General features: G+C 71.3%; 23 protein-coding genes. 12 read left to right on the top strand and 11 right to left on the bottom strand.

The window, feature by feature from the left end; translation table 11 throughout:
• Nucleotides 1-55: 55 nt before the first annotated feature.
• Complete coding sequence (locus CA12_RS09310; protein ID WP_145358688.1) at nucleotides 56-466, bottom strand: hypothetical protein; 411 nt, start codon at nucleotides 464-466, stop codon at nucleotides 56-58.
• A 107-nt stretch (nucleotides 467-573) separates the two neighbouring features.
• Between CA12_RS09310 and CA12_RS09305 the strand changes: the two genes are divergently transcribed.
• From CA12_RS09305 to CA12_RS09285, 5 genes are all read left to right on the top strand, one after another.
• Complete coding sequence (locus CA12_RS09305; protein WP_145358687.1) at nucleotides 574-1,572, top strand: hypothetical protein; 999 nt, start codon at nucleotides 574-576, stop codon at nucleotides 1,570-1,572.
• Between the two features lie 117 nt (nucleotides 1,573-1,689).
• The gene (locus CA12_RS09300) at nucleotides 1,690-2,622 is read left to right on the top strand and encodes a hypothetical protein (RefSeq protein ID WP_145358686.1); all 933 of its coding nucleotides are present in this window, start codon (nucleotides 1,690-1,692) and stop codon (nucleotides 2,620-2,622) included.
• Between the two features lie 41 nt (nucleotides 2,623-2,663).
• Nucleotides 2,664-3,530, top strand: coding sequence for an EcsC family protein (locus CA12_RS09295; RefSeq protein ID WP_145358685.1), 867 nt, complete (start codon nucleotides 2,664-2,666; stop codon nucleotides 3,528-3,530).
• 343 nt (nucleotides 3,531-3,873) lie between these two features.
• Complete coding sequence (locus CA12_RS09290; RefSeq protein ID WP_145358684.1) at nucleotides 3,874-5,004, top strand: DUF1573 domain-containing protein; 1,131 nt, start codon at nucleotides 3,874-3,876, stop codon at nucleotides 5,002-5,004.
• Between the two features lie 122 nt (nucleotides 5,005-5,126).
• Nucleotides 5,127-6,140, top strand: coding sequence for an aldose 1-epimerase (locus tag CA12_RS09285; RefSeq protein WP_145358683.1), 1,014 nt, complete (start codon nucleotides 5,127-5,129; stop codon nucleotides 6,138-6,140).
• A gap of 194 nt (nucleotides 6,141-6,334) precedes the next feature.
• Here the strand turns inward: CA12_RS09285 and CA12_RS09280 are convergent, their stop codons facing one another.
• Together CA12_RS09280 and CA12_RS09275 are read right to left on the bottom strand one after the other, a co-directional pair.
• On the bottom strand, nucleotides 6,335-6,925 hold the full coding sequence (locus tag CA12_RS09280) for a cob(I)yrinic acid a,c-diamide adenosyltransferase (RefSeq protein ID WP_145358682.1): 591 nt from the start codon (nucleotides 6,923-6,925) through the stop codon (nucleotides 6,335-6,337).
• Between the two features lie 53 nt (nucleotides 6,926-6,978).
• On the bottom strand, nucleotides 6,979-10,131 hold the full coding sequence (locus tag CA12_RS09275) for a HEAT repeat domain-containing protein (RefSeq protein WP_145358681.1): 3,153 nt from the start codon (nucleotides 10,129-10,131) through the stop codon (nucleotides 6,979-6,981).
• Nucleotides 10,132-10,383: 252 nt separating this feature from the next.
• On the opposite strand from CA12_RS09275, the gene CA12_RS09270 reads away from it, so the two are divergent.
• The gene (locus CA12_RS09270) at nucleotides 10,384-11,094 is read left to right on the top strand and encodes a hypothetical protein (protein WP_145358680.1); all 711 of its coding nucleotides are present in this window, start codon (nucleotides 10,384-10,386) and stop codon (nucleotides 11,092-11,094) included.
• A 114-nt stretch (nucleotides 11,095-11,208) separates the two neighbouring features.
• Here the strand turns inward: CA12_RS09270 and CA12_RS09265 are convergent, their stop codons facing one another.
• Complete coding sequence (locus tag CA12_RS09265) at nucleotides 11,209-12,207, bottom strand: exonuclease domain-containing protein (RefSeq protein WP_165700650.1); 999 nt, start codon at nucleotides 12,205-12,207, stop codon at nucleotides 11,209-11,211.
• A gap of 205 nt (nucleotides 12,208-12,412) precedes the next feature.
• Here CA12_RS09265 and CA12_RS09260 point away from each other — a divergent pair, with 205 nt between their 5' ends.
• On the top strand, nucleotides 12,413-13,522 hold the full coding sequence (locus CA12_RS09260) for an SRPBCC family protein (protein ID WP_145358678.1): 1,110 nt from the start codon (nucleotides 12,413-12,415) through the stop codon (nucleotides 13,520-13,522).
• Nucleotides 13,523-13,556: 34 nt separating this feature from the next.
• Nucleotides 13,557-13,925, top strand: a complete 369-nt coding sequence (locus tag CA12_RS09255) for a hypothetical protein (RefSeq protein WP_145358677.1) — start codon at nucleotides 13,557-13,559, stop codon at nucleotides 13,923-13,925.
• Between the two features lie 68 nt (nucleotides 13,926-13,993).
• On the opposite strand, the gene CA12_RS09250 is transcribed toward CA12_RS09255, so the two are convergent.
• The 4 genes from CA12_RS09250 to CA12_RS09235 are packed head-to-tail and all read right to left on the bottom strand — an operon-like array spanning nucleotide 13,994 to nucleotide 16,521.
• Nucleotides 13,994-15,436 (bottom strand): amidase, encoded by a 1,443-nt coding sequence (locus CA12_RS09250; protein WP_145358676.1) that lies wholly within the window; start codon nucleotides 15,434-15,436, stop codon nucleotides 13,994-13,996.
• Between the two features lie 49 nt (nucleotides 15,437-15,485).
• Complete coding sequence (locus tag CA12_RS09245; protein ID WP_145358675.1) at nucleotides 15,486-15,779, bottom strand: hypothetical protein; 294 nt, start codon at nucleotides 15,777-15,779, stop codon at nucleotides 15,486-15,488.
• Nucleotides 15,776-16,150, bottom strand: coding sequence for a hypothetical protein (locus tag CA12_RS09240; protein WP_145358674.1), 375 nt, complete (start codon nucleotides 16,148-16,150; stop codon nucleotides 15,776-15,778). The genes CA12_RS09245 and CA12_RS09240 overlap by 4 nt, the downstream gene beginning before the upstream one ends.
• The gene (locus tag CA12_RS09235; protein WP_145358673.1) at nucleotides 16,147-16,521 is read right to left on the bottom strand and encodes a hypothetical protein; all 375 of its coding nucleotides are present in this window, start codon (nucleotides 16,519-16,521) and stop codon (nucleotides 16,147-16,149) included. Before CA12_RS09235 ends, CA12_RS09240 begins: the two co-directional genes overlap by 4 nt.
• 97 nt (nucleotides 16,522-16,618) lie before the next feature.
• On the opposite strand from CA12_RS09235, the gene CA12_RS09230 reads away from it, so the two are divergent.
• The 4 genes from CA12_RS09230 (at nucleotide 16,619) to CA12_RS09215 (ending at nucleotide 21,010) form a co-directional block, all read left to right on the top strand.
• A complete protein-coding gene (locus CA12_RS09230) occupies nucleotides 16,619-17,950 on the top strand; it encodes a radical SAM/SPASM domain-containing protein (protein WP_145358672.1) in 1,332 nt (443 codons plus the stop codon).
• A 95-nt stretch (nucleotides 17,951-18,045) separates the two neighbouring features.
• Nucleotides 18,046-19,200 (top strand): acetate/propionate family kinase, encoded by a 1,155-nt coding sequence (locus tag CA12_RS09225; RefSeq protein WP_145358671.1) that lies wholly within the window; start codon nucleotides 18,046-18,048, stop codon nucleotides 19,198-19,200.
• Nucleotides 19,201-19,209: 9 nt separating this feature from the next.
• Nucleotides 19,210-20,439, top strand: a complete 1,230-nt coding sequence (locus CA12_RS09220; RefSeq protein ID WP_145358670.1) for a M16 family metallopeptidase — start codon at nucleotides 19,210-19,212, stop codon at nucleotides 20,437-20,439.
• An 88-nt stretch (nucleotides 20,440-20,527) separates the two neighbouring features.
• On the top strand, nucleotides 20,528-21,010 hold the full coding sequence (locus tag CA12_RS09215) for a GNAT family N-acetyltransferase (protein ID WP_165700649.1): 483 nt from the start codon (nucleotides 20,528-20,530) through the stop codon (nucleotides 21,008-21,010).
• A gap of 15 nt (nucleotides 21,011-21,025) precedes the next feature.
• Here CA12_RS09215 and CA12_RS09210 read toward each other — a convergent pair whose 3' ends face one another.
• The 3 genes from CA12_RS09210 to tig form a co-directional block, all read right to left on the bottom strand.
• A complete protein-coding gene (locus CA12_RS09210) occupies nucleotides 21,026-21,496 on the bottom strand; it encodes an MgtC/SapB family protein (RefSeq protein WP_145358668.1) in 471 nt (156 codons plus the stop codon).
• Nucleotides 21,497-21,568: 72 nt separating this feature from the next.
• The gene (locus CA12_RS09205) at nucleotides 21,569-21,835 is read right to left on the bottom strand and encodes a hypothetical protein (protein ID WP_145358667.1); all 267 of its coding nucleotides are present in this window, start codon (nucleotides 21,833-21,835) and stop codon (nucleotides 21,569-21,571) included.
• Nucleotides 21,836-21,845: 10 nt separating this feature from the next.
• A complete protein-coding gene (tig, locus tag CA12_RS09200; RefSeq protein ID WP_145358666.1) occupies nucleotides 21,846-23,369 on the bottom strand; it encodes a trigger factor in 1,524 nt (507 codons plus the stop codon).
• Nucleotides 23,370-23,427: the final 58 nt, after the last annotated feature.

Here is a 23,427-nt window from a genome sequence, read left to right as displayed (position 1 = left end):
GATTCTACCCGCCGTTCCGACCCTGTGCGGAGGGCGTTTCGTCGTCTACAAGGACTCAAATCGGCGGGTCGTCGGGTGGGCGTTCCCCCGAGGGTTCGAGGATCTCGCCGCCCAGCGAGTGGCCGCCCGGACCCTGTATCAATTGGTAGAGCAGCCGGCCGCCGAGCAGGGCCGGCGGGAGGAAGCACAGCGCGAGCACGTGCAGAATCACCGCCGTCAGGCTTCCGGTGATCAGCGCCGGCCAGGTCCACCACAGCGGGGCGAACTGCCAAAGGGTTCCGTGCAGAATTGCCAGCAGGGCGAACCGCCGAGCGGCGATCTCCCGTCCGTCGCGTCGGGCCTCCCGCCCGGCGATGACGGACGCATACCCGCCGCACACGACCACGAGAAACAGCGCCGCGATCCCGCAGGCTTCCGCGACCTGGATCAGCTCCCGCCAAAGCCGCCCGTCCGGGCCAATCGTCATGGCGAACGCCGTACGAGACGAGGCAGGAGCGCGAGATGAGGCAAAGCGCGATGCGTGAGTAGGCGAACGGCGCCGAACGGTTCGGACTGAGAGCCTACACTTCCCCCGTGATCGGACCTGACGCAACCGCCGACCCGTTCGAACCGGACTTCCGCGACGGGCGGGCGACCCCGTTTGCCCCCGCTCCGCCGCCGGAGGAGGAGCCGGATCCGCTGGCGTTTCTCCCCGTCCTGCGGACCTGCCTGAACCGGCTGATCGCCGTCGGCGTGCTGTGGTGTCTGTGCGCGGCGGTCGTCTGGCTGTGGTGGCCGCAGTGGAAGGCCGACTTCAGCCGGACCGAGCCGTGGCTGGCGGCGCTGAGTTGGTGGGGCGAGATCGCCACCCTGGCCTGGACGACGGCGGCGATCCTGACCGGCCGACTGACCTGGTCCGGCGGGCGGGGTTCGAAGCGGCCGGGGGAGAACGTCCGCACGCTGGCCGTCGCCGGGGTGCTGCTGAGCCTGGCGGCGGACCTGTTCGTCACCTTGGGCGGGTTCTGGGCGGATCGGCAGGCGTGGGAGGACGCGGAATGGAGCCTTGGTCAAGCCGTCGCCGCGGAGCGGGTGCCGGCCGATCGGCGGGGCAGCGTGGACGTGCGGCTGCGGGTGTGGTTCCCCCTGCCCGCCGCCGATGAGCCGCCGTTCTTCCGCTCGCAGGAGGGCGTCACCACCGTCCGCCTGCCGCGGCCGCCGTACCACCCCAAATTCGAGGAGATCGGGCCGGATCGCCTGCCCCGGCCCGTGGCGATCTGGGCCTGGAACCGTGTGCACGGGGCGCCGCCGGGGGGAGCCGTTGGCGTGTGGGTGCGATACGACCCGGACCACCCGGGGCGGTTCTGGGTGGACGGCCAAAGCTGGGACCGCGGCACCCCCAGCCGGCTGCTGCTCGCCTTCCTGCCGGTGCTTCAGGGGGGCATGCTGATCGTCTGGCTGCGGGACGCCCGCCGCGGGTCCGCGCTCGATCCGGTGAACCGCTTCCTGGCCCGCCACCTGCCGGCCTTCCCGCTGGCGACCGAACTGCTGTTCCTCGGCGGCTGGGGCCTGCTGGAGAACGGCTGGTTGATTTGAACGGCCCCCCCTAAGCCGGACGCATGCGTCCGGCTTGGACAAGAGGGAGAACAGGGTTGGAGCTCCTCGTCCCAAACCGGGTTCCCCCCGCGGGGGGCGGCGAACTAGGGTCGCCGCGTGCGTCGCTTTCGTCCCGCCGCCGCCCTCGCCCTGTTGACCGGCGGCCTCGTCGCGGGGGGGCTGAGCGGCTGCGCGTCGAACAACGCCGCGGCGCTGCGGGGCGATCTGCTCCGCACGCAGGACGTGCTGGCCCGCACGCAGATCGAACTGCGGGAGGCCCGGGCGGAACTCGCCGCCGCGGAGCGCTCCGCCGACGCCCTCCGCGCCCGCCTCGACGTCGGCGGGCCCGTCGTCGCCGAGGCCCCGGAACAGACCCGGGCGATGGGCCGCATCACCCAGCTGACCGTCTCCCGGTTGCTGACCGGCGGGCTGGATCACGACGGGGAGCCGGGGGACGAAACCCTGGCGGTGGTGCTTGCCCCCGCGGACGCCGGCGGCGATCCGGTGAAGGTCGCCGGGTCGGTCAGCCTGGAACTGTTAGACCTGTCCGCCCCCCGCGACCGGCGGCAGGTGGGTCAATGGAGCTTCGACGCCGCCGAGGCCGCCGAGAAATGGCGGAGCACCGCCCTCGGGACCGGCTACCGCTTCCGGCTGCCGCTCGCCCCGCGGCCGCCCGGCGCGACGGGCGGCGAGGAACTGCATCTGGTCGCCCGGTTCGAGGCCGCCGACGGCCGCCAGTTCGACCTGACCCACCCGCTGCACGTCAATCGCCGCCGCTCGATTGGTGCCGCTGAACCCCCGCCGGCCCCGGTCCCCTTCCCCGAGGACGTCCCCCCGGCGACCCTCCCCGCCGCGGCGCCCGCCCCGACGGGAGCCCCGCCCGACGACCCGTTCGCCTCGCCGCCCGCCACACTGGAGCCGGTTCCGCCGGAGCCGTTCCCCGTGACTTCCCCGCCCGCGGAGGAGTCCGCCGACGCCACGCCCCCCGGCATCGCCGAGGCCCCGGTGGACCCGTTCGGCCCCGGGAACGACCCGTTCGCGGAGCTCTGAGGGGCGGGCTATCGTGACGGCTCCCCCCGAGAGCCGCCGCCGTGTCCGACGCGTCCGATCCGTCTTCTCCCGCCGCCGACCTGCCGGCCGAACCGCTCCCGGCGGAGGCGCTGGAGGATCTGGAGAATGCGGTCGAGGTCCTTGAGTACCGCGGCATGCTGCGGCAGATCTCCGACGCCCTGGGCGCCCGGTTCGAGCGGGCCGTCGAGTTCCTGCCGGACATCGCGCAGGGCAAGGTGGAGGAGGTGACGAACGCCTCGCTCAAGGCGGCGCTGAACGTGGCCGTCAAAACGATGGATAAGAAGTCCGAGGCCGCCAGTTGGGACCTCTCCCACAAGCTGGCCGGGGCCGCGGTGGGGATGGTCGGGGGCGCGTTCGGGCTGCCCTCGGCGCTGGTGGAGTTGCCGCTGTCCACCACGGTGATGCTCCGCAGCGTCGCGGATATCGCCCGGGCCAACGGCGAGGACCTCACCAAGCTGGAAACCCGCCTGGAGTGCCTGAACGTGTTCGCCCTGGGCGGCGGCGTCCCGGAGGACGGGGCGGAGCAGAAGGCCGACGACGGCTACGACAGCGCCTACTTCGCCACCCGCGTGCTGCTGGGTCAGGAGATCGGGGCGGCGACGAAGAGCATCGCGGCGAAGGGCCTCTCGGACGACGCGGCCCAGCCGGTGGTCAGGTTCCTCGCGAAGATCGCCGCCCGCTACGGGATCGTGGTCTCCGAGAAGATGGCGGCGATGGCCGTGCCGATCCTCGGCGCCGCGGCCGGGGCGGCGATCAACATCGCCTTCACCAGTCACTTCCAAAGCGTCGCCCGGGCCCACTTCTCCGTCCGCCGTCTGGAGCGGGAGCACGGCAAGGAGCGGGTCAAACGGGAGTACCTGCGCCTGACGAAGAAACTCAACGCCTGAGCCCGCTCTTACGTTCCCCCCGCTTCGCCGTCGCCGTGAGGCGGCGCGCGTCGCACCGGGGGTCGCGCCGCGTCACGGCGACGGCGAAGCGGGGGAACTTGAGCCCGATTCGCTGGCCCCGCGTATTCGGCGCGAGGCGGCGGGATCGCCGGGCCGGTGGGCGAATCCGGGGGGATGGGGGCGGCTCTCCAGCCGCAGCGCCCCGCAAACTGCGGATTGACCGAATTCGCGGCCGGACCAATACTGCCGCGAAGGGTTCGCGGCCGAAAGACGGCAGCGGGCGCCGTTCGCGCCCCGCCGGTTTCCCGCCCGGCGCCCCCCCGCCCCGCCCGAGTTGCCCGCCATGCTTCGCCCCGCTCCTCGTTCGTGCATTCTCGAACGGGCGTTCATCCCCGGACGGGTCCGGCCGTTGCTGCTCGGCGTGGCCGCCGGACTGGCCGGGCTGCTCGCCCTGCCGGCCGACGGAGCGGCGCAGATCTACTACGGCACGCCCATCGCCGGCGGGCGGAGCTTCCAGGGCGGCCCCGTCGCGGTCGCCACCACCCGGGACGACTCCTGGGCGAAAGGGCTGTTCAGCGAAACGGAGCACGACTTCGGCGTCGTCGCCCGCGGGGCCCTCACGCAGCACCCCGTCACGATCGAGAACACGACCGACCGCACGGTCCACATCAGCAGCGTGGGCGCCAGTTGCACCTGCGCCTCCGGCAGGGTCGACAACCAAACCCTCGCCCCCGGCGAGAGCACGACCCTCACGCTGGAGATGAACACCCGGCAGTTCCACGGGAAAAAAGACTCCAACGTCATCGTCCAGTTCGACGCCCCGCAGTTCGCCGAGGTGCGCATCCCCGTGCAGATGTACTGCCGCAAGGACGTCGTCCTGACCCCCGGCGAGGTGAACTTCGGCGCCGTCGAGAAGGGCGCCGGGGCGGAGCGGACCGTGCAGATCGCCTACGCCGGCTTCGCCGGCTGGCAGATCCGCAGCGTGGAGGGCGGCGGGAAGCTGCTGGACGCCGAGGTCACCGAAACCGGCCGCACCGCCTCCGGCGCCGACTACGCCCTGCGGGTGCGGCTCTCCCCGGACGCCCCCCCGGGGCCGATCCGCGAGCGGCTGACCCTCGTCACCTCCGACGCCAACAACCCCAAGGTGCCCGTGCTGGTCGAGGGCGAAGTCGAGGACGACATCACCGTCCGCGACGTGGACCTCGGCACGGTCGTCAGCGGCCAGACCAAGCGATTCAACGTCGTCCTGCGGGGCAAGGAGCCGTTCAAGATCAACGGGATCGTCTGCGACGGCAAAGCCGGCGACAACTTCGGGATGAAACTGCCGGACGCCGAGCGCCCCGTGCACGTCGTCCCCATGGAGTTCACCGCCCCCGCCGGCAACGGTGCCTACGAGGAAACCTTCACCGTGGACGTCGAGGGCCGCGAAGAGCCGGTCGTCTTCTACGCCCGCGGCCGGGTCCTCGGCGGCTGAACTTTCGGTGGAATTGAGGCGAACCGGCGGGAACACAGCGTCCCGGACCCTCGCAGGGTCCGGGACGCTTTGCTGCGCGAACCTGAGGTGAGGCGCAGCGAACGGGCGGCTATCCTGCCCGGATGACCGCCGACGTGATCACCCTCACCGCCCCCAACGGGGCGACCGCGCAGATCGCCCCGCAGCGGGGCTTCAATCTGTACCGCCTCGCCCTGCCCGCGCAAGGGCAGGACGAACCCGTCGAGGCGCTCGCCGCCGAGGCGGACTTCCCCGCCGGCGGCAAGCCGTCGCACAGCGGGATCCCGCTGCTGTTCCCCTTCCCCAATCGCATCAAGGCGGGGGAGTTCACGACGGACCAGCAGTCCGAACACCTCCTGCCGTTGGGCGACGGGCCGGGCGAGGCGAAGTCCGACGGCGCCGGCAACGCGATCCACGGCTTCGCCTTCGACCGCGCCTGGACCGTCACGGCGCAGGACGAACGCTCCGCCACCGCGACCTTCACCCTGTCCGAGAACGATCCGGAACGGGCCTCCCTCTGGCCCGGCGACGGCCGGCTGACGGTCGCCTACGAACTGACCGGCGACGGCCTGCGGTGCGACCTGACGGTCGAAAACCTCGGCGACGAACCTCTGCCCTTCGGCCTCGGCACGCACCCGTATTTCAAGCTGCCGGTCGGCCCGTCTTCCGGAGAAAACAGCGGCACGGCCGCCGACTGCACCGTCACGGTGCCAGCCGCCGCCCGCTATGAACTGATCGGGGGCGTGCCGACGGGCGAAGTGGTGGCGCTGGACGAGGGCTACGACCTGCAACACGGTCCGGCATTCGGCGGCCTGAAACTGGACGACGTCTACACGCAGGTCTCGGCGAAGGCGGACGAGCCGGGCGTGATCGAATCGGTGATCGAGAACCCCGCGAACGGCCTGCGGATCGTGCAGCGGTGTGACGCGGCGTTCCGGGAACAGGTCGTCTTCACCCCGCCGTGGTTCCGCGAGGGGGACGCCGGTTCCATCTGCATCGAGCCCTACACCTGCGCCACGGACGCCGTGAACCTCGCCGGCCGCGGCGTCGACGCCGGTTGGCGCACGCTCGCGCCGGGCGACCGGTTCGAGACGTGGTTCGAGATCGCGGTGCAGTGACCCGTTCTCCCCTCTCCCTTGAGGGAGAGGGGCCGGGGGTGAGGGTGACGCACGGTTCACACGCCCCCGCTCTCTGCGGTGACAGTTCGGCGGGCGAGTCAATCGGACGTGGAACGGCGGTCGGGAGTCACTGCCCCCTCACCCCCGGCCCCTCTCCCCCAAAAGGGGGGCGAGGGGAGAGGCAAATGAGCTGCTCAGCGGTTCGCCCCCGGGACCCACAGGACGTCGCCGGCGCCGTTTTCGTTGGCGGTGCGGCTCAGGCAGAACAGCAGGTCGCTCAGCCGGTTGAGGTAGACCGCCGCGTGCGGATTGACCCCCGGTCCGTCGGAACCCGCGGCGGCGTGCAGGGCCCAGACGGACCGCTCCGCCCGCCGGCAGACGGTGCGGGCGAGGTGCAACCGGGCCGCCAGCTCCGTGCCGCCGGGCAGCACGAAGCTCGACAGCGCCGGCTGCGGCGCCGCGGCGGCCTTGGCGGCGGCCGTCACCCGCTCCGTCTGCCCGGCGGTGATCCGCAGCGGCGGGCGCTCGGCGTCGTCCTCCCCCTCCATCACCGGCACGGCGAGGTCCGCCCCCAGATCGAACAGGTCCTGCTGCACGGCGGCGAGCGGCGCGTCGATCGCCCCGTCCCGGGCGGCGGCGCAGCGGGCGAGACCCACGGCGGCGTTCAGTTCGTCCACGTCCCCCAGCGCCGCCAGCCGCGGGTCCGTTTTGGGCACGCGGGAGCCGTCCGCCAGGGAGGTCTCCCCCCGGTCTCCGCCGCCGGTGACGACCTGATCGATGCGCATAGATGATTTGAACCGGAGACGCGCCGCTGTCGGCGATGGCGAAACGGGGGGAGCTATTCGAACTCGATGTCGTCGGGCAGCAGGCCGGGACCGCCGTCGTCCTGCGGGGCACCTTTGGGGGCGGCCCCTTCCTCACCGGGGGCCGGCGGAAGGGTTCCCGTGACGATCTGCTCGAACGTCTCGTCGCCGTGCAGCACGTCGAGGTCCGGGTCGGAGGCGGCGTGGTGCCGGTGCTCGGCGGCGTGTTGTTCCTGCAGGGCCGACCCGCCGGTCCGACCCAAGCCGAGGCGGTAGGAGCGGACCAGGTGCTCGCGGGACTTGTCGCGGTAGCGTTCGAACCGCTCCCTGGTCGCGGCGTCGGCCTCGCCGGACTCGATCTTCGGCCGCAACGCCTTTGCGGCGACGCCGTAGACACAGGCCATGTTGTAGGCGAACAGGCGGTCCTCCGGATACTTCTTCAGCCCGGCCTCGCCCCGGGCGAGGCCGGCCTCCACGTCGCCGCCGAGTTCGATCTCCAGGATCGCCAGCCCGGTCATGGCGAGGTTGTCGTACGGGTCCAGTTCGAGGGCCCTGCGGTAGTCGTCGCGGGCGCCTTCCAGTTGGCCGGCTTGGCCGCGGCTGAAGGCCCGCTGGCTCCAGCCGGCGGCCAGTTCCGGGTCGAGGCGGACGGCGATGTCCAGATACCTCAGGCTGGCCCGATGGGGCTCCGGTCCGCCGTCGGGCAGGGTGTCGTTGTCGTTGTCGGCCATCGCCTGGAGACCGCCCTTCAGGAAGAAGGCCTGACCGGGGCCGTACTGCGTGAGCCGGCTGACGGCGGCGTCCGCCGCGGCCCGGCGGGCTTCGTTCTCGTCCCAGCGGCCCTCCAGCACGGCGGCCCGCGTCGCGGGGGTCGCGCGGGCGATCAGCGTGAGCGCCAACCGAATCGCGGCCAGGCTCTCGTCGGCGGACTGGAAGGCCTCGATCAGCAACCGATCCACGGTCGCCTCGTCGGTGCGGGCGTCGCTGAGGGCGGACCGGGCGGCCTGCTCGAAGGTGGAATCGCCGCTCTGGAGCGCGTCGCCGGCCAGCGGGGGCAGGCGGTCCGGGGCGAGGTCGGCGACGGCGTCCAGCGTGACGGCGCGGGCCTCCCGGTCCATGCGGTCCCAGGCGTCCGCCAGCCGTCCGCCCACCGCCCGCGCGGAGGACGGATCGCCCGCCGTCGGGGCGATGGCGGCCAGCAGTTCGATCGTCTCCGCCTGGGGCGACTCCTCGCCGGCGTCGAACAGCGCCCACAGCGGTTCGGCGGCGGAGGGCGGGCGGGTCTCGCGGAGGAAGTCCGCCACCTCGTCCTCCAGCGGCTCGCCGGCCTCGGCGGCGTCGCCCAACGCCCGCAGGGCGTAGCCCTCGGCCAGCAGGCGGGAGGCGGGATCCGGCCGCTCCGCCAGCACGCCGAAGGCGGCCCGGGCGGCGATCGGGTCCGCCCCGGCGATCGCGTCGGCGAGCAGTCGATCCGCCGCCGGGGACCGCCCCGCCACCACCGCCCGCAGCGCCGCGACGCGAACGTCCGGCTCCGCCGTGTCGTCCCCCGCCAGCGCCACCAGCGTGCTCTCCCACGCCGGATCGCTGTACCGGGCCAGCGTGGCGAACACCTCCGAGGGCACCCCCTCGGCGCCGTCGGCCAGCGTCTCGGCGAGGGCGGTTTGCCCCTTCGGGAAGCGGGAGACGGCGAGACTCTCGGCGGCGGCGGCGGCGAGTTGCGGATCGTCCGCGTTCCGCACCAGTCCCGTCAGCGCCGCCCGCGCCTCGTCCCGGTCGAAGGTCCCCAACGCCGCGGCGGCGGCGCTGCGGACGGCGAACGCCGCGTCGGTCGTCAGTTCGATCAGCAGCGGCACGCGGTCCGGCGGGAGGTTCGGCCCGGCGTAGCGGACGACCCCCGGCCGCACCAGCGGATCGGCGTTGCGAATCAGGGCTTCGGCCTCCGCGGGGGGGAGCGTCCGCAGGGCGCTGCCCAGCACGTCGGCGGCGGCGTCGGTCGGGTCTTCATAGAAGTTGCCGAAGTCCCCCACCGGCCCCTGCGAGCCCAGCGCCAGCCCGCCCGCCCGCAGGGCCGTCCGCAGCCCGTTCGCCGCGACGAGCATCTCCGCCACCGGCGGGTCGTCCGGCCCGCCGAGCAGCCCCGGGGCGCGGGCGAACTCCGCAAACCCCGCCTGCAACGGCGGCCAGCCGGTCGAGCGATAGGAGGCGAACTCGTCGAACCGGGCCGACCCGCTCGGATCGAACCCCGGCTGCCCCAGCGGCCCCGGCGGCGGAGCGGGCAGCGCCGGGACGGTCGGCGTCCAGACGCCTTCCCCGTTGCGGACCGCGTTCTCCCAGAGCAGCACGCCCCGGCGGCCGCCCTCGTTCGCCGTCGCCCGCATGCGGTCCAGCAGGGCGAACCGGCCGAGGTAGGTCAGATCGCCCCGCACCCCGAACACCGCCAGCACGTCCCGCGGGCCGGTGCGGCGGACCTGCAGGTTCGCCAGACCGCGGTGGTAGGCGACGAGGTCCAGCTCCGCGGTCTGCGGCACGCCGCCCTCCACCGTCGTCGCCGACCCGCCCTCGGCGCCCGGCGGGGCGAGGGTCCCGCCGACGACGTACGGCACGGTCAGCGTCATCGCCTCCGGCATGTCGTTGCGGCCGCCGGGCAGGCCGACGAACGCCGCCGGGAACTCCGCGACCGCCCCCGGGGCGACGGTGCGGTAGGTCTCCCATTCCGACCCGTCGCCGCGGATGTCGTTGGAGGTGTACCGCAGGCCCTCCGGCACGACGTTGGGCGAGATCGCCTGCTGATCCGCGGTGAGCCTCGTCCCGGGGCCGAGGTGCACCGGCGCCGTGCCGGCGTTCAACACCCGCACCACGCCGGAGAGCGTCCGCACCGGCTGGGACCGCCGATCGCGGACGTAGGGCAGCGTGGCCCGTTCATAAGCGATCAGCAGCGGCCCGGCCTGCGGCAGCGGATCGACGACGCCCCCGGCGATCAGGACCGCCCGGGCCGCCTCCAGCCGGGCGACCATCGGGTCCGGCGCGGCGGCCTCGGCGAAGTTTTCCGCGGGGTTCGTCGCCGGGGCGGCGGGCGGGTCGCCGAACTCCTCCTGCCCGACGGCGAGTCCCGGTCCGAATAGCAGGGCGGCGAGCAGCGCGAACGCGGTGCGGGCGGCGGTCCTGGGAGACGCGGTCGTGTCAGACACGGGGGAACTCGCGAAGCCGGTGCGGGACGACGCCGTCAGGCCGGAGCCGTCGGGGCGGCGCCATGATGGGCCGCCGCCCCCGGGCGGGAAAGGGTCGGCCCGGCGGGCGACCTGTCTGCGACCGGGCGGCGGGGCACGGATCGGCCGGGGGCGAACCGCCGTTCGCGCGCGGACAGCGGCGCGCTACGGTGCGGGTTCGGCGCAGGAAGCGTCGTTCGCAATTCGCCCCAGCCTCCCACGGACGGGACCCCGATGTCGGCCCCCCCGGTTCTGCTCGCCCTGCTGCTCTGCTCCGCCGGCCCGGAGGCGGGCGACGCGGATTTGGGTGCCGACACGTTGATCGCCCCCGACCCCGCCGTCGCGGCGATCCTGGCCCGGTGGGAAGCGGCGACGGCGGACCGCGTGCCGGTCAGCGAGGCGGAGAAGGCGGCCGACCGCCTGCAGTTTCCGAATGCGACCGTGGAGCACCTTGGACTGACGGCCGCGCTCAGCGGGCCGATCGACGCCGACCAACTCGCGTCCCAGTACGAGTGGACGCTGTCGGAACGGAGATTCCCCCGTCACAGGTTCGTCTACCGGAGCTTGAGCGCGACGCCGCGTGATCCGTTGGCGAAGGCGTTCACGCCGTCGCTGCTGGTCTTCTTGGCCGAAGACGGCACTCCCGGTTCCGTCTACTCGCCGACGGACAACGGAAAGTCGAGGTGGGAGAGCTTTCTCCCGGGGGTCACGCTCGTCGTCGCAAACGCATCGTTGCGTGCTAAGGCAGACGCCCACGCCGTCGTTCGCGCCCAGAACGTCGAACCGGAGTCGCCCGACGCCCGCCGCTCCCCCGTCCGCACCGCCGAGTACGTGAAACCGGCCGGCGACGGGCCGATCTGGAAGCTCGAACGCCGCCTCAAAAAGACCCCGGCGACGCGGCTCGTCAACAACCGCCAACCGCTGACGGCCCCGCGGCCGCGGTGAGTGGGGCTGATCCGCCGCTTGCGGTTTCGCGGGCGCCCGCAACCCCTTCGGCGCCCGCGAAACCGCAAGTGCTTGTCGGGAGGGACGGATTCGTCGGACCGTCGACGAGCGGGCTCAGCGGGTCGTGACCTCGCGGATGCGGTCGACGCGGTACTGTTTTTCCTTGGCGTCGGTGTGGCACCAGGCGAACAGGTACAGCTCCCCGCCCCGCCGCCGCAGGCTGCGGGGGGTGACGGAGCGGGCGGCCACGCCCTTCGTGCCGCCGTCGTAGACGATGCGGACTGTCGTCCGCGTGGCGATCGCCGCGGTGAGAGCCGCGTGGTCGCCCGGCGGGGGTTCGTAACGCCGCCGCCGTCGCGGCCAGCCGACGCCCGTGGAACTGCCGGTCGTGACGCCGCCGCGGGGCGTGGCGATCTCCGCCCGCAGCGGGCCGCAGCCGCACAGGGCGTCGAGTTGCCCGACCGTCCGCACCGCCGGCGGGCGCTGGACGAGGTTCAGGAACACCGCCATCAGGGCGCGGGCGTCGGACAGCGCCCGGTGAGCCCGGTCGTTCGTCACCCCGAAGCGGGCGGCGCAGTTTTTGAGGGAATGGCTGCGTTCGGTGGGCATCCGCCGGCGGGAGAGCCGCACGGTGTCGATCACCGGCGCCGCCGGCGCCGTCAGCCCGGCCCGATGCAGCCCGGCCCCGACGAATCCCATGTCGAACCGGGCGTTGTGAGCCATCAGGACCGGGGGGGCGCCGCTCTCCCCGATCCAGTCGAGGAACCGCGGCAGCACCGCCGCCATCGGGGCCGCGTCGACGACATGGGCGTCCGTGATGCCGTGCACCCGAATCACGTTCGCCGGGATCGGCCGGCCGGGGTTCACCAGTTCCTCGAACGTCCCCAACTCGCGCCCGGCGAGGTCGAAGCGGACGGCCCCGATCTCCACCGTCCGGTCGCTCGCGGCGGTGCAGCCGGTCGTCTCCAGATCGAAGGCGACGAAGCAGACGTCGCCCAACGCGGCGTCGGGATCGGGCGGGACCGCCGGGGGTGCCGCCGCGGAGGGACCCATCGCCGGGGGACCCTCCGCCGGGGGACGACGGGGCGGACTGGTCGACGCGGATTCGCTCATCCGTGAGGCGTCTGGGGGGGAAGAAAAGGCGTCAGAATCGGGAGCGGCGAACGGATTGTCGCCGTCCGATCGGTCCAGGCAACAGGACGGGCCCCCGGGCCGTTCCCGATACGCGACGAGACGTTCTCCCGGAGCCCCGATCCGCCGCCGGGGGGTACAGTTTTCCTGGCTCGTTCGCCCTACTTCCCCTGCCCGCACAGCAACGATGTTCGAGAAAACCCGCGGCCTGCTCAAAGGGCTCGCCCTGGGCGCCGGGGCGATGTACATGTTCGATCCGCAGTTCGGGTCGACCCGGCGGAGCAAGTTGAAGGACCAGTTCGTCCGGGCCGGGTCCGACTACGGCACGCTGTGGGAAAAAGGCACGAAGGACCTGGGGAACCGGATCAAGGGGCAGGCCTTCGAAGCGAAGGGCCTGCTGACCGGCGAGGTCGCCGACGACGCCACCATCGAAAACCGCGTCCGGGCCGCCGCCGGCCACCTGCTGACGGACGCCGGCGGTCTGCGGGTCGAGGCCCGGGACGGCGTGGTCACGCTGGGCGGCACCGTGCGGCCCGGCGAGCCGGACCTGCTGGTCCCGGCCGTGGAGAAGGTGCGGGGCGTCCGCAGCGTCGAGGCCCTGCTCACCACCGCCGGGGAGCCGATCCCCCACCGGCCGCAGACCGGCCTGGCCGCGAACCTCCCCACCGGCGAGCTGACCCACGCCGCCCGCCTCGGCCTCGCGACCGCGGGCGTCGGGCTGCTGGCCCGGGCCGTGCTGCGTCGCGGCCCGCTGATGTTGCCGCTGGCGGCGGCGGGGGCGGCCCTGTTCCAGAAGGGCCGCCGCGGCGGGCGGGTGGAGGATCTGCTGGGCCTGTCGCAGGCTCCCAAGCCGATTCACCTGGACAAAACCGTTCACATCGACGCCCCCCGCGAGCAGGTGTACGAGTTCCTGCTCGACGCCGAGGCCAGCCGCCGGTTCTTCCCCGGACACTGGCAGGTCGAGGACCTGGGCGGCGGCCGTCACCGCTGGGGCACCACCTTCGCCGGGGCGCAGCTGACCTGCGAGGAAGTCGTCACCGAGCAGGTCCAGAACGAAAAGATCGCCTGGCAGAGCACCCCCGAAAGCCTCGTGCAATACGAGGGGCAGGCCCGCTTCGAGCCCGAGGGCGACGGCACCCGCGTCAGCGTCCACCTGAGCTGGCAGCCGCCCGGCGGCAGCCTTGGCGAGATCGCCGCCCGTGCCTTCCGCATGGACCCCAAGAGCATGCTCGACGAAGGCCTGAAGCGTTCCAAGCTGCACCTCGAAGAGCACGCCGTGCGTCCCGTTCACGCCTAGTCCCTTGTTTCGTTCCCCACCCCGTTTTTTAGTTATGGCGCACGACGCCCCCGCCGGCACCGTCGAGCATTACCGTCTCCGTTTGACGGTGATGCACGACCGCCTCGCCCGTCAGATCGCGGACGAACGCGAACACGTCGACGAGTCCCTGAAGGGCTCCACCGGCGACGGCATCCTGCACACGCACAACGCGGATATGGACACCGAGGGCCTGGACGCCGCCGTCGGCGCCGCCCGCGGGCTTCACAAAGAGATGGACGAGGTCGACGGCGCCCTCAACGAACTCTCCGACCGCCCCGGCGACGAACGCATCGAAGGCCAGGAGAAGGCCCGCTTCGACATGCTGCTCTCCACGCAGGACTTCGCCGAGGAGATGGACCGGAAGTTCGGCCAGAAAAAGTAACCGTCGGCCCCTGCTTCCCCCCTCTCCCTCAAGGGAGAGGGGGGAAGCAGGGGCCAAGCGGCCTCGTCCTACGCCCACCGCTCCGGCCGCCGGGTGTGCCAGTCCGTCACCGCCTGATACGCCCGCCCGACGGCTAGCACGCGATTCTCCCCGAAGGCCCGGCCGACGAGGTTCAGCCCTGTCGGCAGGCCGTCCGCGTCGAAGCCGTTGGGCAGGCAGAGCCCCGGCAAACCGGCGGCGTTCGCCGGGCCGCCCAGCGTCTCCGCCGTCGCCCCGGGGGCGTAGCGTCGGAACGGCATCCCCAGTGGTTGGGCGACCGTCGCCCGGGCCGGGGTGACGATCGCGTCGAACGGGGCGAACAGCCGGTCCAGTGCCCGGGCGAACTTCGCCCGCACCCGCAGGGCGTTCAGGTAGTCGACCGCCGGGATCATCCGCCCGGCGAGTCCGCCGTAGCGGTCTTCCGGGGCGGTCAGATCCCACGACAGCCCGGCGGAGACGAAGTCGTCCGACGCGGCGGCCAGTTCCGCGTTGAGGATCACCGTCGCCGCCACCTCGTACGGGAACGCCGGCAGTTCGATCTCCTCCACCGTGCCCAGCGAGCGCAGCGCTTCAAGGCTGGCTTCGTAGTTCTCCCGCACCGCATCCTGCGCCCGCTCCGCCGCCCCGGGCAGGACCGCCAGCTTGAACGGCGGCGTCCTCACCCGCTCCGGCGGATAGCGGTAGGCACGCTCTGCGACCATCTCGTCAGGAGCGAACGCCTCACCAGCCCCCCCTGCTTCGCCGTCGTCGTTAAGCGGCGCGCCCCCAGCGATCGCATTGAGCACCAACCCGCAGTCGTGCGCCGTGCGGGCCAGCGGGCCGAGTTTGTCCATCGTCCAACTCAGCGTCATGCAGCCGGCCCGGTCGACGCGGCCGAAGGTCGGCCGCAACCCGCACACGCCGTTGTTGTTGGCCGGGGAATGAATGCTGCCCCACGTCTCGCTGCCGAGGGCGAACGGCAATAACCCGGCCCCCACCGCGCTGCCGGAGCCGCTCGAACTCCCCCCGGCCCAACGGTCCTCGCCCCAGGCGCAGACGGCGGGGCCGGTGAAGGAGGCGTCCGGCTGCTCGTAGCCGAACCCGCCGGCCCACTCCGCCATCGCCAGCTTCGCGCACAGCACGGCCCCGGCCGCGGTCAGCTTGGCGACGGCGGCGCTGTCCTGCTCGAACCGCTGATTCCGCAGCGGTTCCGCCCCCCACGTCGTCGGGTAGCCCGCCGCGGCGAGCAGATCCTTCACCCCGTACGGGATGCCGTGCAGCGGGCCGCGATCGACGCCGAGCGCCAACTCCGCGTCCGCCCGCTCCGCCTCCCGCAACGCCCGCTCCCGGGTGACGGCGACCAAGGCGTTCAACGTCGGCCCGTGCGTTTCGAGCCGGTTCAGGCAGAACTCCGTTAGTGCGACCGACGAATACTCCCCCCGCCGCAGGGCCGCGGCGTGCGTGGGAAGGTCGGCGAAGGCGTCGATCGGCATCGTTTCAAAGTATTCGCCGTCCAAGCCGGACGCATGCGTCCGGCGGTGCTCACATCCCGTTCAGCTTCAACCACAACAGCACGGCCCCCAGCAGGGCCAGCCCGGCGATCAACCGGTCCCCGCCGCGGCAGAGCAGCAACCCCAGCCCCCCGCAGGCCGCCGAACCCTGCAATAACCCGTCCCGCGGCCACGGGTCCGGCGAATTCCAGGCGAACCAGACCGCCCCCACCCACGCCAATACAGCAAGGAACGCGAGCCACCGCGTCCACGACGGCCGGTGCGTCCGCCGCACCTCCCGGGCCGCGAACTCCGCCGGCGATTCGCCGCGACGGGGGCGGCTCACGGCGTCGCCTCCGCGCCGGCTCGATCGTAGCCCCGCCACGTCAGCCAAAGGCCCCACGCGATCAACGGAGGGGCGAGGAACGCTGTGAGATAGGAGGCGAGTTGGACGAGATGGTACCAGGGCTGCTGGAAGACTTCGGCCCGTTCATCCGGCTGACACAGGATGACGATCCACGGCCAGACGGTGCGGAGCACGTGCGTGACCGCCAACAAGCCCGTCCCCGCCGCAAGCGGTCGGGCGCCGGGCGTGCCGATTCCGCACCTCCGCACGGCCATCGCACAGCACATTGACCAGATGGCGGCGTAAAGAAACGCCGGCGCGATGTTGTGTAACAGCAGTTGGACCGCTGGACCATGGACCAAATCGATCATCCGCCCTCTCCTTCAACGGCGTTGCGGTCGCGGCCGATCAGGTCGCCCGCCCGATACGCCGCCCACAGCGGCCCCGGGCCGTCGGCGTTGGTGAGGTTCGTCTCGGCCAGGATTTGGCCGTAGTACAGGTTCGTGGCGATCTGCCGGGCGATCTCCGGCCGCTTCGCCTCGACGCGGCTTTCGGGGAACTGACTGAGCAGCACCTCGTACAGCAATGCCGCCTGCACGCCGATCCCCCGCGGCACGGGAGGTTTGGGCGCCGTCAGCGGGGGGCGGGGCGGCTCGGCCTGGACGGCGTCGCCGGCGGCCGCGGCGACGACGCTCGCGGCGACGGTTTCGCCCAGTTGGCGGCGGGTCAGCGGGACGCTCATGCGGCCACTCTAGCGACGAAGCCGGTTCGCCGGTTGGTTCCGGCCGCGGTCCCGGCGATACTGCCGCTCCGCTTCCCCCTTCACCGGTCGCCCCCCGATGCAGACCGTTCGCTTCGCCCGCCGCCTCCTCCAACGCGCCGACGCCAAGGCGATCTGGAAGATGGCCTGGAATCTCGGCCTCGGCGGGGCCAACAGCGTGCGGCTGCACAAAAAGCGGCTGAAGTCCGGCCAATTCTTCCCGCCGTTCCTGTACGTCTCCGTTATTAATTCCTGCAACCTGCGCTGTCAGGGCTGCTGGGTGGACGTGGCCCACGAACGGCAGACGATCGACCTACCCACGATGGACCGCCTCATCCACGAGGCGAAGGAGATGGGAAACCGCTTTTTCGGCCTCGTCGGCGGCGAGCCGTTCATGCACCCGGACCTGCTGGAGATCCCCAAGCGGCACCCGGGCTGCTACTTCCAGATCTTCACCAACGGCCAATTCATCACCGCCGACGTGGCGAAGGAGATGCGGCGACTGGGTAACGTCACGCCGTTAATCAGCGTGGAGGGGAACGAAACCGTCTCCGACGAACGCCGCGGCCGGAAAGGCGTGTATAACAAGACGCTCCGCGGCATCAAAAACTGTCTGGAGCACAAGGTCCCCACCGGCGTGTGCACCAGCGTGGCGGCGTCGAACTTCGACGACCTCGTCAACGACGCCTGGCTCGACAAATTGATCGAGATGGGCGTGCTCTATACTTGGTTCCACGTCTACCGCCCGATGGGGCCGGACGCCTGCGAGGATCTTTGCCTCTCCCGGGCCCAGCAGAAGGCCCTGCGAGAGTTCGTCGTCACCCGCCGGGCCAGCAAGCCGATCGCGATTATCGACGCCTATTACGACGGCGAGGGCAAGGCCCTCTGCCCCGCCGTGACCGGGATTTCGCACCACATTAATCCGTGGGGCGACATCGAACCCTGCCCGATCGTGCAGTTCAGCAAGGAGTCGATCCATCAGGAGGGCGGCCGCACCGGTGCCGACCCCCGCCACCTGCGGGATCGGTTCTTCGAGAGCAAGTTCCTCAAGGACTTCCGCGACGTCGCCGCCGCCAATACCCGCGGCTGCATCGTGCTGGAACGGCCGGACCTCTTAAAGACCGTGGTGGAGGCGAACTCCGCCGAGGACAGCACCGCCCGCCGCACCGCGATGGCGGAACTGTCCGCGATGACCGTCCGCACCAGTCAATTTCACCCCGGCGACGAGGTGCCGGAGAAGAGCTGGGCCTATCGACTGGCGAAGAAATATCTGTTCGCCGACTTCGGCGTCTACGACGGCCACGATCACACCGATAAGGCGGCCCCGTACCTGTTGGATCGGGCGGAGGCCGACGGCGAGCTGCCGAAGCCCGCCGCCAAAGAGGCGAACCTTGTGCAACTGACGGTCTAAATGGTCGTCGCGCCGCACCAACCCGAAGCGTCAGCGAGGGCTTCGGTCGCGTGTCCGGGCTCGCCCTCGCTGACGCTTCGGGTTGGTGAAGAGCGATGACGGCTTCCGTACTCGTGCTCAACGCCGGCAGCAGTTCCCTGAAATGGGACCTGTTCGCCGCCCCGGCGTTCTCGTCGCTGCGATCCGGCATGATTGAGCGGATCGGCGAGAAGGGCGGCGCTCTCGATCACGCCGCGGCGCTGGCCGCCGTACTGGACGAACTGGGCGAGGCCCGGCCGGCGGTCGTCGGGCATCGGATCGTGCACGGCGGGCGAACCTTCACCGGGCCGGCGCTGTTAGATGAGGCGGCGATCGCCGAGGTGGAACGCCTCGTCCCGCTGGCCCCCCTGCACAATCCGCCGGCGCTAGCGGGGATTCGAGCCGTCGCGGAGCGATTGCCGAACGTGCCGCAGGTCGGCGTCTTCGACACCGCCTTTCATCAGACGATGCCGGAGGCCGCCGCCCGCTACGCCCTGCCGGCGTGGTGCGAACGGGAGCACGGCGTCCGCCGCTACGGCTTCCACGGCACCTCGCATCAATACGTCTCCCGCGTCGCCGGGGATTATTTGCAGCGAACCGACGGCCGCGATCCCGTCGAGTTAAATCTCGTCACCCTGCATCTGGGCAACGGGTGCAGTGCCGCGGCGGTGGCGGGGGGCGTGTGCGTGGACACCAGCATGGGTCTGACGCCGCTGGAGGGCCTCGTGATGGGGACCCGCTGCGGGGACCTCGACCCGGCCGCCGTGACCTACCTGCAACGTGCGGCGGGGCTGTCCGCGGAGGAGGTCGACCGCCTGCTGAACCGCGAGAGCGGTTTGAAGGGCCTGTGCGGCGAGAACGACGTCCGCCGCGTGCTCCAGCGGGCCGCCGCCGGCGACGCGGACGCCGAACTGGCCCTCGACATTTATTGCCGCCGCATCCGCAAATACGTCGGGGCCTATGCGGCGGTCCTGGGGCGGTTGGACGGTCTGGTCTTCACCGCGGGCGTGGGGGAGAACGCCGCGGAGATCCGCCGCCGGGTCTGCGAACCGCTGGCCGGGTTCGGGGTCACGCTGGACGCCGCGGCGAACGCGGCGCGGTCGGGCGAGGTCCGCCGCATCGACGCCGGCGGCCCCGTCGCCGTGCTGATCGTGCCGACCGACGAGGAAACGGAGATCGCCCGGCAGGCGTGGTCGGTCGCGGGCGGCGACCTTGCGGCCGCCGACGCCTAGACTGTCGCCATGTTTCATCAGCACACGCTCGCCAACGGCGTCACCGTTCTCGCGGAACTGGACGCCGACGCCCACTCCGTCGCCGCCGGCTACTTCGTGCGGTGCGGTCGGCGGGACGAACCGGACGAGTTGGCCGGCGTCTCCCATTTCCTGGAGCACATGGCCTTTAAGGGGGACGAACGCTACAGCGCCGAGGATATGAACCGCGTCTTCGACGAGATCGGCGCCCGCTACAACGCCTACACCTCCCACGAACAAACCGTCTACTACGCCGCCGTCCTGCCGGAGCACCTGCCGGTCGCGGTCGATCTGCTCTCCACCCTCACCCGGCCGATCCTGCGGGACGAGGAGTTCGACCTGGAAAAGCAGGTCATCCTGGAGGAGATCGGCATGCACGAGGACCAGCCCGGCAGCGTGGCCTACGACGCGCTCAACGAGGCCCACTTCGCCGGGCACCCGCTCGCCGGCAGCATCCTGGGCTCGAACGAGTCCATCGGCGGTCTGTCGATCGAGGCGATGCGGGATTATCACGCCTCCCGGTACGTCGGCTCGAACCTGATCCTCGCCGTCTGCGGTAATGCCCGGTGGGAGGACGTCCTCAAACTCGCCGAGGAGCACGCCGGCCGGGCGCCGCAGGGCGAGACCGACCGCCCCCTGCCGGAGCCGCACCCGCCGGGGGCGCTGCGGACGATTTATAAACCGGAGAACGCCCAACAGACGGTGATGCTGGCGGGGAACGCCCCCGGCAACGCCTCCCCGCTGCGGCACGCGGCGGAGTTATTGAGCGTGATCGTCGGCGACGACACCGGCAGCCGCCTGTTCTGGGAACTGGTCGACCCGGGCCGCTGCGAGGCCTGCGAACTGAGCTATACGGACTTCGCCGGGGCCGGCATGTACTTCACCTATCTCTCCTGCGACCCGGACCGGGCCGCCGAGAACGTCGCGGCCGTGCGGGGCGTATTCGACGCCGTCAACGCCCGCGGGATCACCGCGGAAGAATTAGCCCAGGCGAAGAATAAAGTCGCCAGCCGGATCGTCCTGCGTAGCGAACGCCCGATGGGCCGGCTGGGCAGCCTCGGCGGCAACTGGCAGGACCGCGGCGAATATAAAACGGTCGAGGACGACCTCGCCGATCTGCGGCGGCTGACCGTGCACGATCTGCGCGACCTGCTGACGGAGTTCCCGTTGGAGATCGTGACCACCGTGGGGGTCGGCCCGTTGGAGGCGCTGGCTCCGTAGGGTCCCCGCACTGCGGACCGGGCCGTGAGCTCCACGCTTGCCACGGACGGCCCGCACAGCGGACCCTACGGGGATGGACGTTCGCGACATGACCGCCGCCGATCTGGAGGCCGTGCGGTCGATCTATAATTACTCCGTGGAAAAGACGACCGCCGTCTGGACGGAGGCGACGCGGTCGGACGCCGAGCAGCGGGCGTGGTTCGCGGAGAAACAGGCGGGCGGCTGGCCGGCGCTGGTGGCCGTGGAGACGGACGGCGACGCCGTGCTGGGGTTCGCCACGCTGGGAGCGTTTCGGTCGCAGCCGGGGTTTTGCCGGACGGCGGAGCACAGTATTCACGTCTCCCCCGCCGCCCGCCGTCGCGGCGTCGGGCGGGAATTATTGGAGGCCCTGCTGGTACGGGCCTCGGCGATGCCGCTGTGGGCGGTCGTCGGCGTGATCTCCGCCGACAACGTCGCCAGCCTCGCCCTGCACGAGTCGTTCGGCTTCCAGGAGGTCGGCCGCTTCCCCGGCGTCGGCGTGAAGTGGGACCGCCGACTGGACGCGGTGTTCGTGCAGAAGACGCTCGCCTGACCGCCCCCGAAGCGGTCACGACTTGGCGTCCGCGGCCTGCCCGTCGGGCTTCCGCTTTTCGAGTCGACCGGCCGCCAACAGCACGCCCAACGCGGTGATCGCGGCCGTCACGGCGACGCGATAGTGGCCGAACCCGCAGGCGACGCCCAGTCCGCCGACGACCCAGATGGTCGCCGCGGTGGTCATCCCCCGGACGTCGCCGCGCGACTGGATGATCGCGCCGGCCCCTAAGAACCCGAGCCCCCCGATCACGCCGGAGACGGCGCGGACCGGGTCGGCGCGGATGCCGTCGTTCGGGAAGACCGACAACGACAGGCACAGCTCGATCGTGACGAGGGTCACCGTGGCCGCCCCGATGGCGACCATCATATTCGTGCGCAAGCCCGCCGGCTTGTCGTGCACTTCACGTTCCCAGCCCAGCACGCCGGCGATGCCGGCCGCGGAGAGAATGCGGACGACGATCTCACCGAGAGTGAGTTCTTCCATCAGGGGTCTCGGCTCAAATTCATCCTGAGTCCGACAGAGGACGCAAGCGTTCGTCGGGCGCCACGATTGAATTCACGGCGCCTTCCGCATCGCGACGTAGAAGCCGACCAAGCTGGGGCTGAACAGGATGGAACACACGCCCCCGGTCATGAGGGCGTGCATAAACTCCCGCTCAGCGGCGGCGTAGATCATCAATCCGCCCCCGGTCACCAGCCACATGAGCAGGCCCGGGGCGGTCATCAACAGCGCGATCAGCCGGGAGCCGACGTTTGCCTCGAACAGGCCGAAGAGTCCCACGACCGCCGCGAGAGCTCCGACGACGAAGAAAACGCCGGTCAAGCCCACTGATTCACTCCTCCTCGCCGGCCCCGTTCTCGTCTTCGTCGGCGACGGCGGCGACGGAACCGATGCCGCAGACGCTTTGCTTGACGGCCTCGACGCGGTCGGCGGGCGGTTCCTCGGAGGGCACGTCGACGTATTCGGCCTTCTCCAGCAGGAAGTCGATCGCCTTCCGCTCACGCAGCTGGGCGGCGAGGTTCTCAATCATGCCGCTCTTGGCCAGGCGGGACCGCACGCGGCGGACCGGTTCGCCCTGTTGGAGGGCCATCAAGGTGATCTCGCGGTCGATCTCGCCGGGGGTCGGCTCGATGTCGTTCTCCTCGGCGACGCGGTCGAGGATGAAGTGCTCCTTGAGTGCCTGCCGGGTCGAACTGAGGGCGTTCTGCTTCAGTTCGTTCTCGCGGGCCCGGATCTGGGCGGTGGTGAAGCCGGCCTGCTGCATTTCGAGCAGTTCCCGCCGCAGGGCGTTCTCGGTCTGGCGGCGGACGAGCTTCTCGGGCAGGTCCCAGTCGGCGGACTCCGTCATGCCGGCGAGCAACTGCTCCCGGGCGCTCTGCCGCTGGCGGTACTCCCGCTGACGGGTGAGCGAGTCGCGGATCTGCGTGTCCAGCTCCTCGGCGCTCTCCACGCCGATGCGGTCCAGCAGTTCGCGGGTGAGGGTCGGCAGTTTGAGGGTCGAGATCGCCAGCACCTCGAACTTGCCGGTGACTTCCTCGCCGCGGAGTTCGACGCGGTCCGCCTCGGGGGAGACGGTCAGGGTGGCTTCCTTCACGTCGCCGACCTTGGCGCCGGCGATCAGTTCGTCGAAGCCTTCCAGCTCCGCGTCCTGGAGGCGGAGGACCGGCTTGAGCTTGGCCTTCAGCTCCGGAACGACGTTCAGTTCCTTGCCGTCGTGGGAGAACTTCACCTTCAGCTTGACGGTGTCGCCCGCCTCGGCGGCCCGCTCCTGCGGTTCGAGGCGGCCGTACTGGGTGAGGAACTCCTCACGGTAGGCGGCGACCTCGGCGTCGGTCACTTCCGCGTCCGGACGCTCGATCTTCAGGCCGGCGAGGTCCGGGGTGTCGAACTTGGGACGGACTTCGACGTCGAACTCGTACTCGAAGTCGCCCTCGTCCGGCAGGTCGAGGGTGGTGACGTCGAGGTCCGGCTCGTTGATCGGGTCGAGGTCCTGCTCCTCGGAGACCTGCTCCAGGCTGTCGATCAGCACGCGCTGCTTGACCTGGCCGGCCAGTTCGTCCTTGAAGCGCTTCTTGATCAGCGAGACCGGCACGCGGCCGACGCGGAAGCCGGGGACGGCGGCCTGATCGGCGTACTCTTCGAGGGCCTCTTCCAGGGCGGCGTCGATCTCCGCCCGGGGGACGGTGACCTTGACGTGCTTCAGGCAGGGGCCGGCGTCCTGCACCTCGACGGACAGGTCCATCTTGCGGCGGTCGTCCGCCAGTTCATCCCCGAACAGGGCGTCACCGGTCAGGTCCGGGTCGCCGAGCGTGCCGCCGGCGGCGGGGTCGTCAAGAACGGGGGCGTCGGTCGACATCGGGCAGAACGTGCGGGTCGGGAGCGAAATGCGGGCGGGTAGCGTACCCGCGTGGGAG

Source organism: Alienimonas californiensis, from assembly GCF_007743815.1.
Taxonomy (GTDB): Bacteria; Planctomycetota; Planctomycetia; order Planctomycetales; family Planctomycetaceae; genus Alienimonas; species Alienimonas californiensis.
This window is presented reverse-complemented; position numbering and strand designations above follow the sequence as displayed.

Excerpts from the sequence above, each read along its gene's own strand:
- CA12_RS09285 (WP_145358683.1), top strand. The coding sequence starts at position 5,127 with ATGACCGCCGACGTGATCACCCTCACCGCCCCCAACGGGGCGACCGCG.
- CA12_RS09270 (WP_145358680.1), top strand. The coding sequence starts at position 10,384 with ATGTCGGCCCCCCCGGTTCTGCTCGCCCTGCTGCTCTGCTCCGCCGGC.
- CA12_RS09230 (WP_145358672.1), top strand. The coding sequence starts at position 16,619 with ATGCAGACCGTTCGCTTCGCCCGCCGCCTCCTCCAACGCGCCGACGCC.
- CA12_RS09240 (WP_145358674.1), bottom strand. The coding sequence starts at position 16,150 with ATGATCGATTTGGTCCATGGTCCAGCGGTCCAACTGCTGTTACACAAC.
- CA12_RS09250 (WP_145358676.1), bottom strand. The coding sequence starts at position 15,436 with ATGCCGATCGACGCCTTCGCCGACCTTCCCACGCACGCCGCGGCCCTG.
- CA12_RS09215 (WP_165700649.1), top strand. The coding sequence starts at position 20,528 with ATGACCGCCGCCGATCTGGAGGCCGTGCGGTCGATCTATAATTACTCC.
- CA12_RS09220 (WP_145358670.1), top strand. The coding sequence starts at position 19,210 with ATGTTTCATCAGCACACGCTCGCCAACGGCGTCACCGTTCTCGCGGAA.
- CA12_RS09210 (WP_145358668.1), bottom strand. The coding sequence starts at position 21,496 with ATGGAAGAACTCACTCTCGGTGAGATCGTCGTCCGCATTCTCTCCGCG.
- CA12_RS09225 (WP_145358671.1), top strand. The coding sequence starts at position 18,046 with ATGACGGCTTCCGTACTCGTGCTCAACGCCGGCAGCAGTTCCCTGAAA.
- tig (WP_145358666.1), bottom strand. The coding sequence starts at position 23,369 with ATGTCGACCGACGCCCCCGTTCTTGACGACCCCGCCGCCGGCGGCACG.
- CA12_RS09310 (WP_145358688.1), bottom strand. The coding sequence starts at position 466 with ATGACGATTGGCCCGGACGGGCGGCTTTGGCGGGAGCTGATCCAGGTC.
- CA12_RS09290 (WP_145358684.1), top strand. The coding sequence starts at position 3,874 with ATGCTTCGCCCCGCTCCTCGTTCGTGCATTCTCGAACGGGCGTTCATC.
- CA12_RS09260 (WP_145358678.1), top strand. The coding sequence starts at position 12,413 with ATGTTCGAGAAAACCCGCGGCCTGCTCAAAGGGCTCGCCCTGGGCGCC.
- CA12_RS09255 (WP_145358677.1), top strand. The coding sequence starts at position 13,557 with ATGGCGCACGACGCCCCCGCCGGCACCGTCGAGCATTACCGTCTCCGT.
- CA12_RS09265 (WP_165700650.1), bottom strand. The coding sequence starts at position 12,207 with ATGAGCGAATCCGCGTCGACCAGTCCGCCCCGTCGTCCCCCGGCGGAG.
- CA12_RS09280 (WP_145358682.1), bottom strand. The coding sequence starts at position 6,925 with ATGCGCATCGATCAGGTCGTCACCGGCGGCGGAGACCGGGGGGAGACC.
- CA12_RS09235 (WP_145358673.1), bottom strand. The coding sequence starts at position 16,521 with ATGAGCGTCCCGCTGACCCGCCGCCAACTGGGCGAAACCGTCGCCGCG.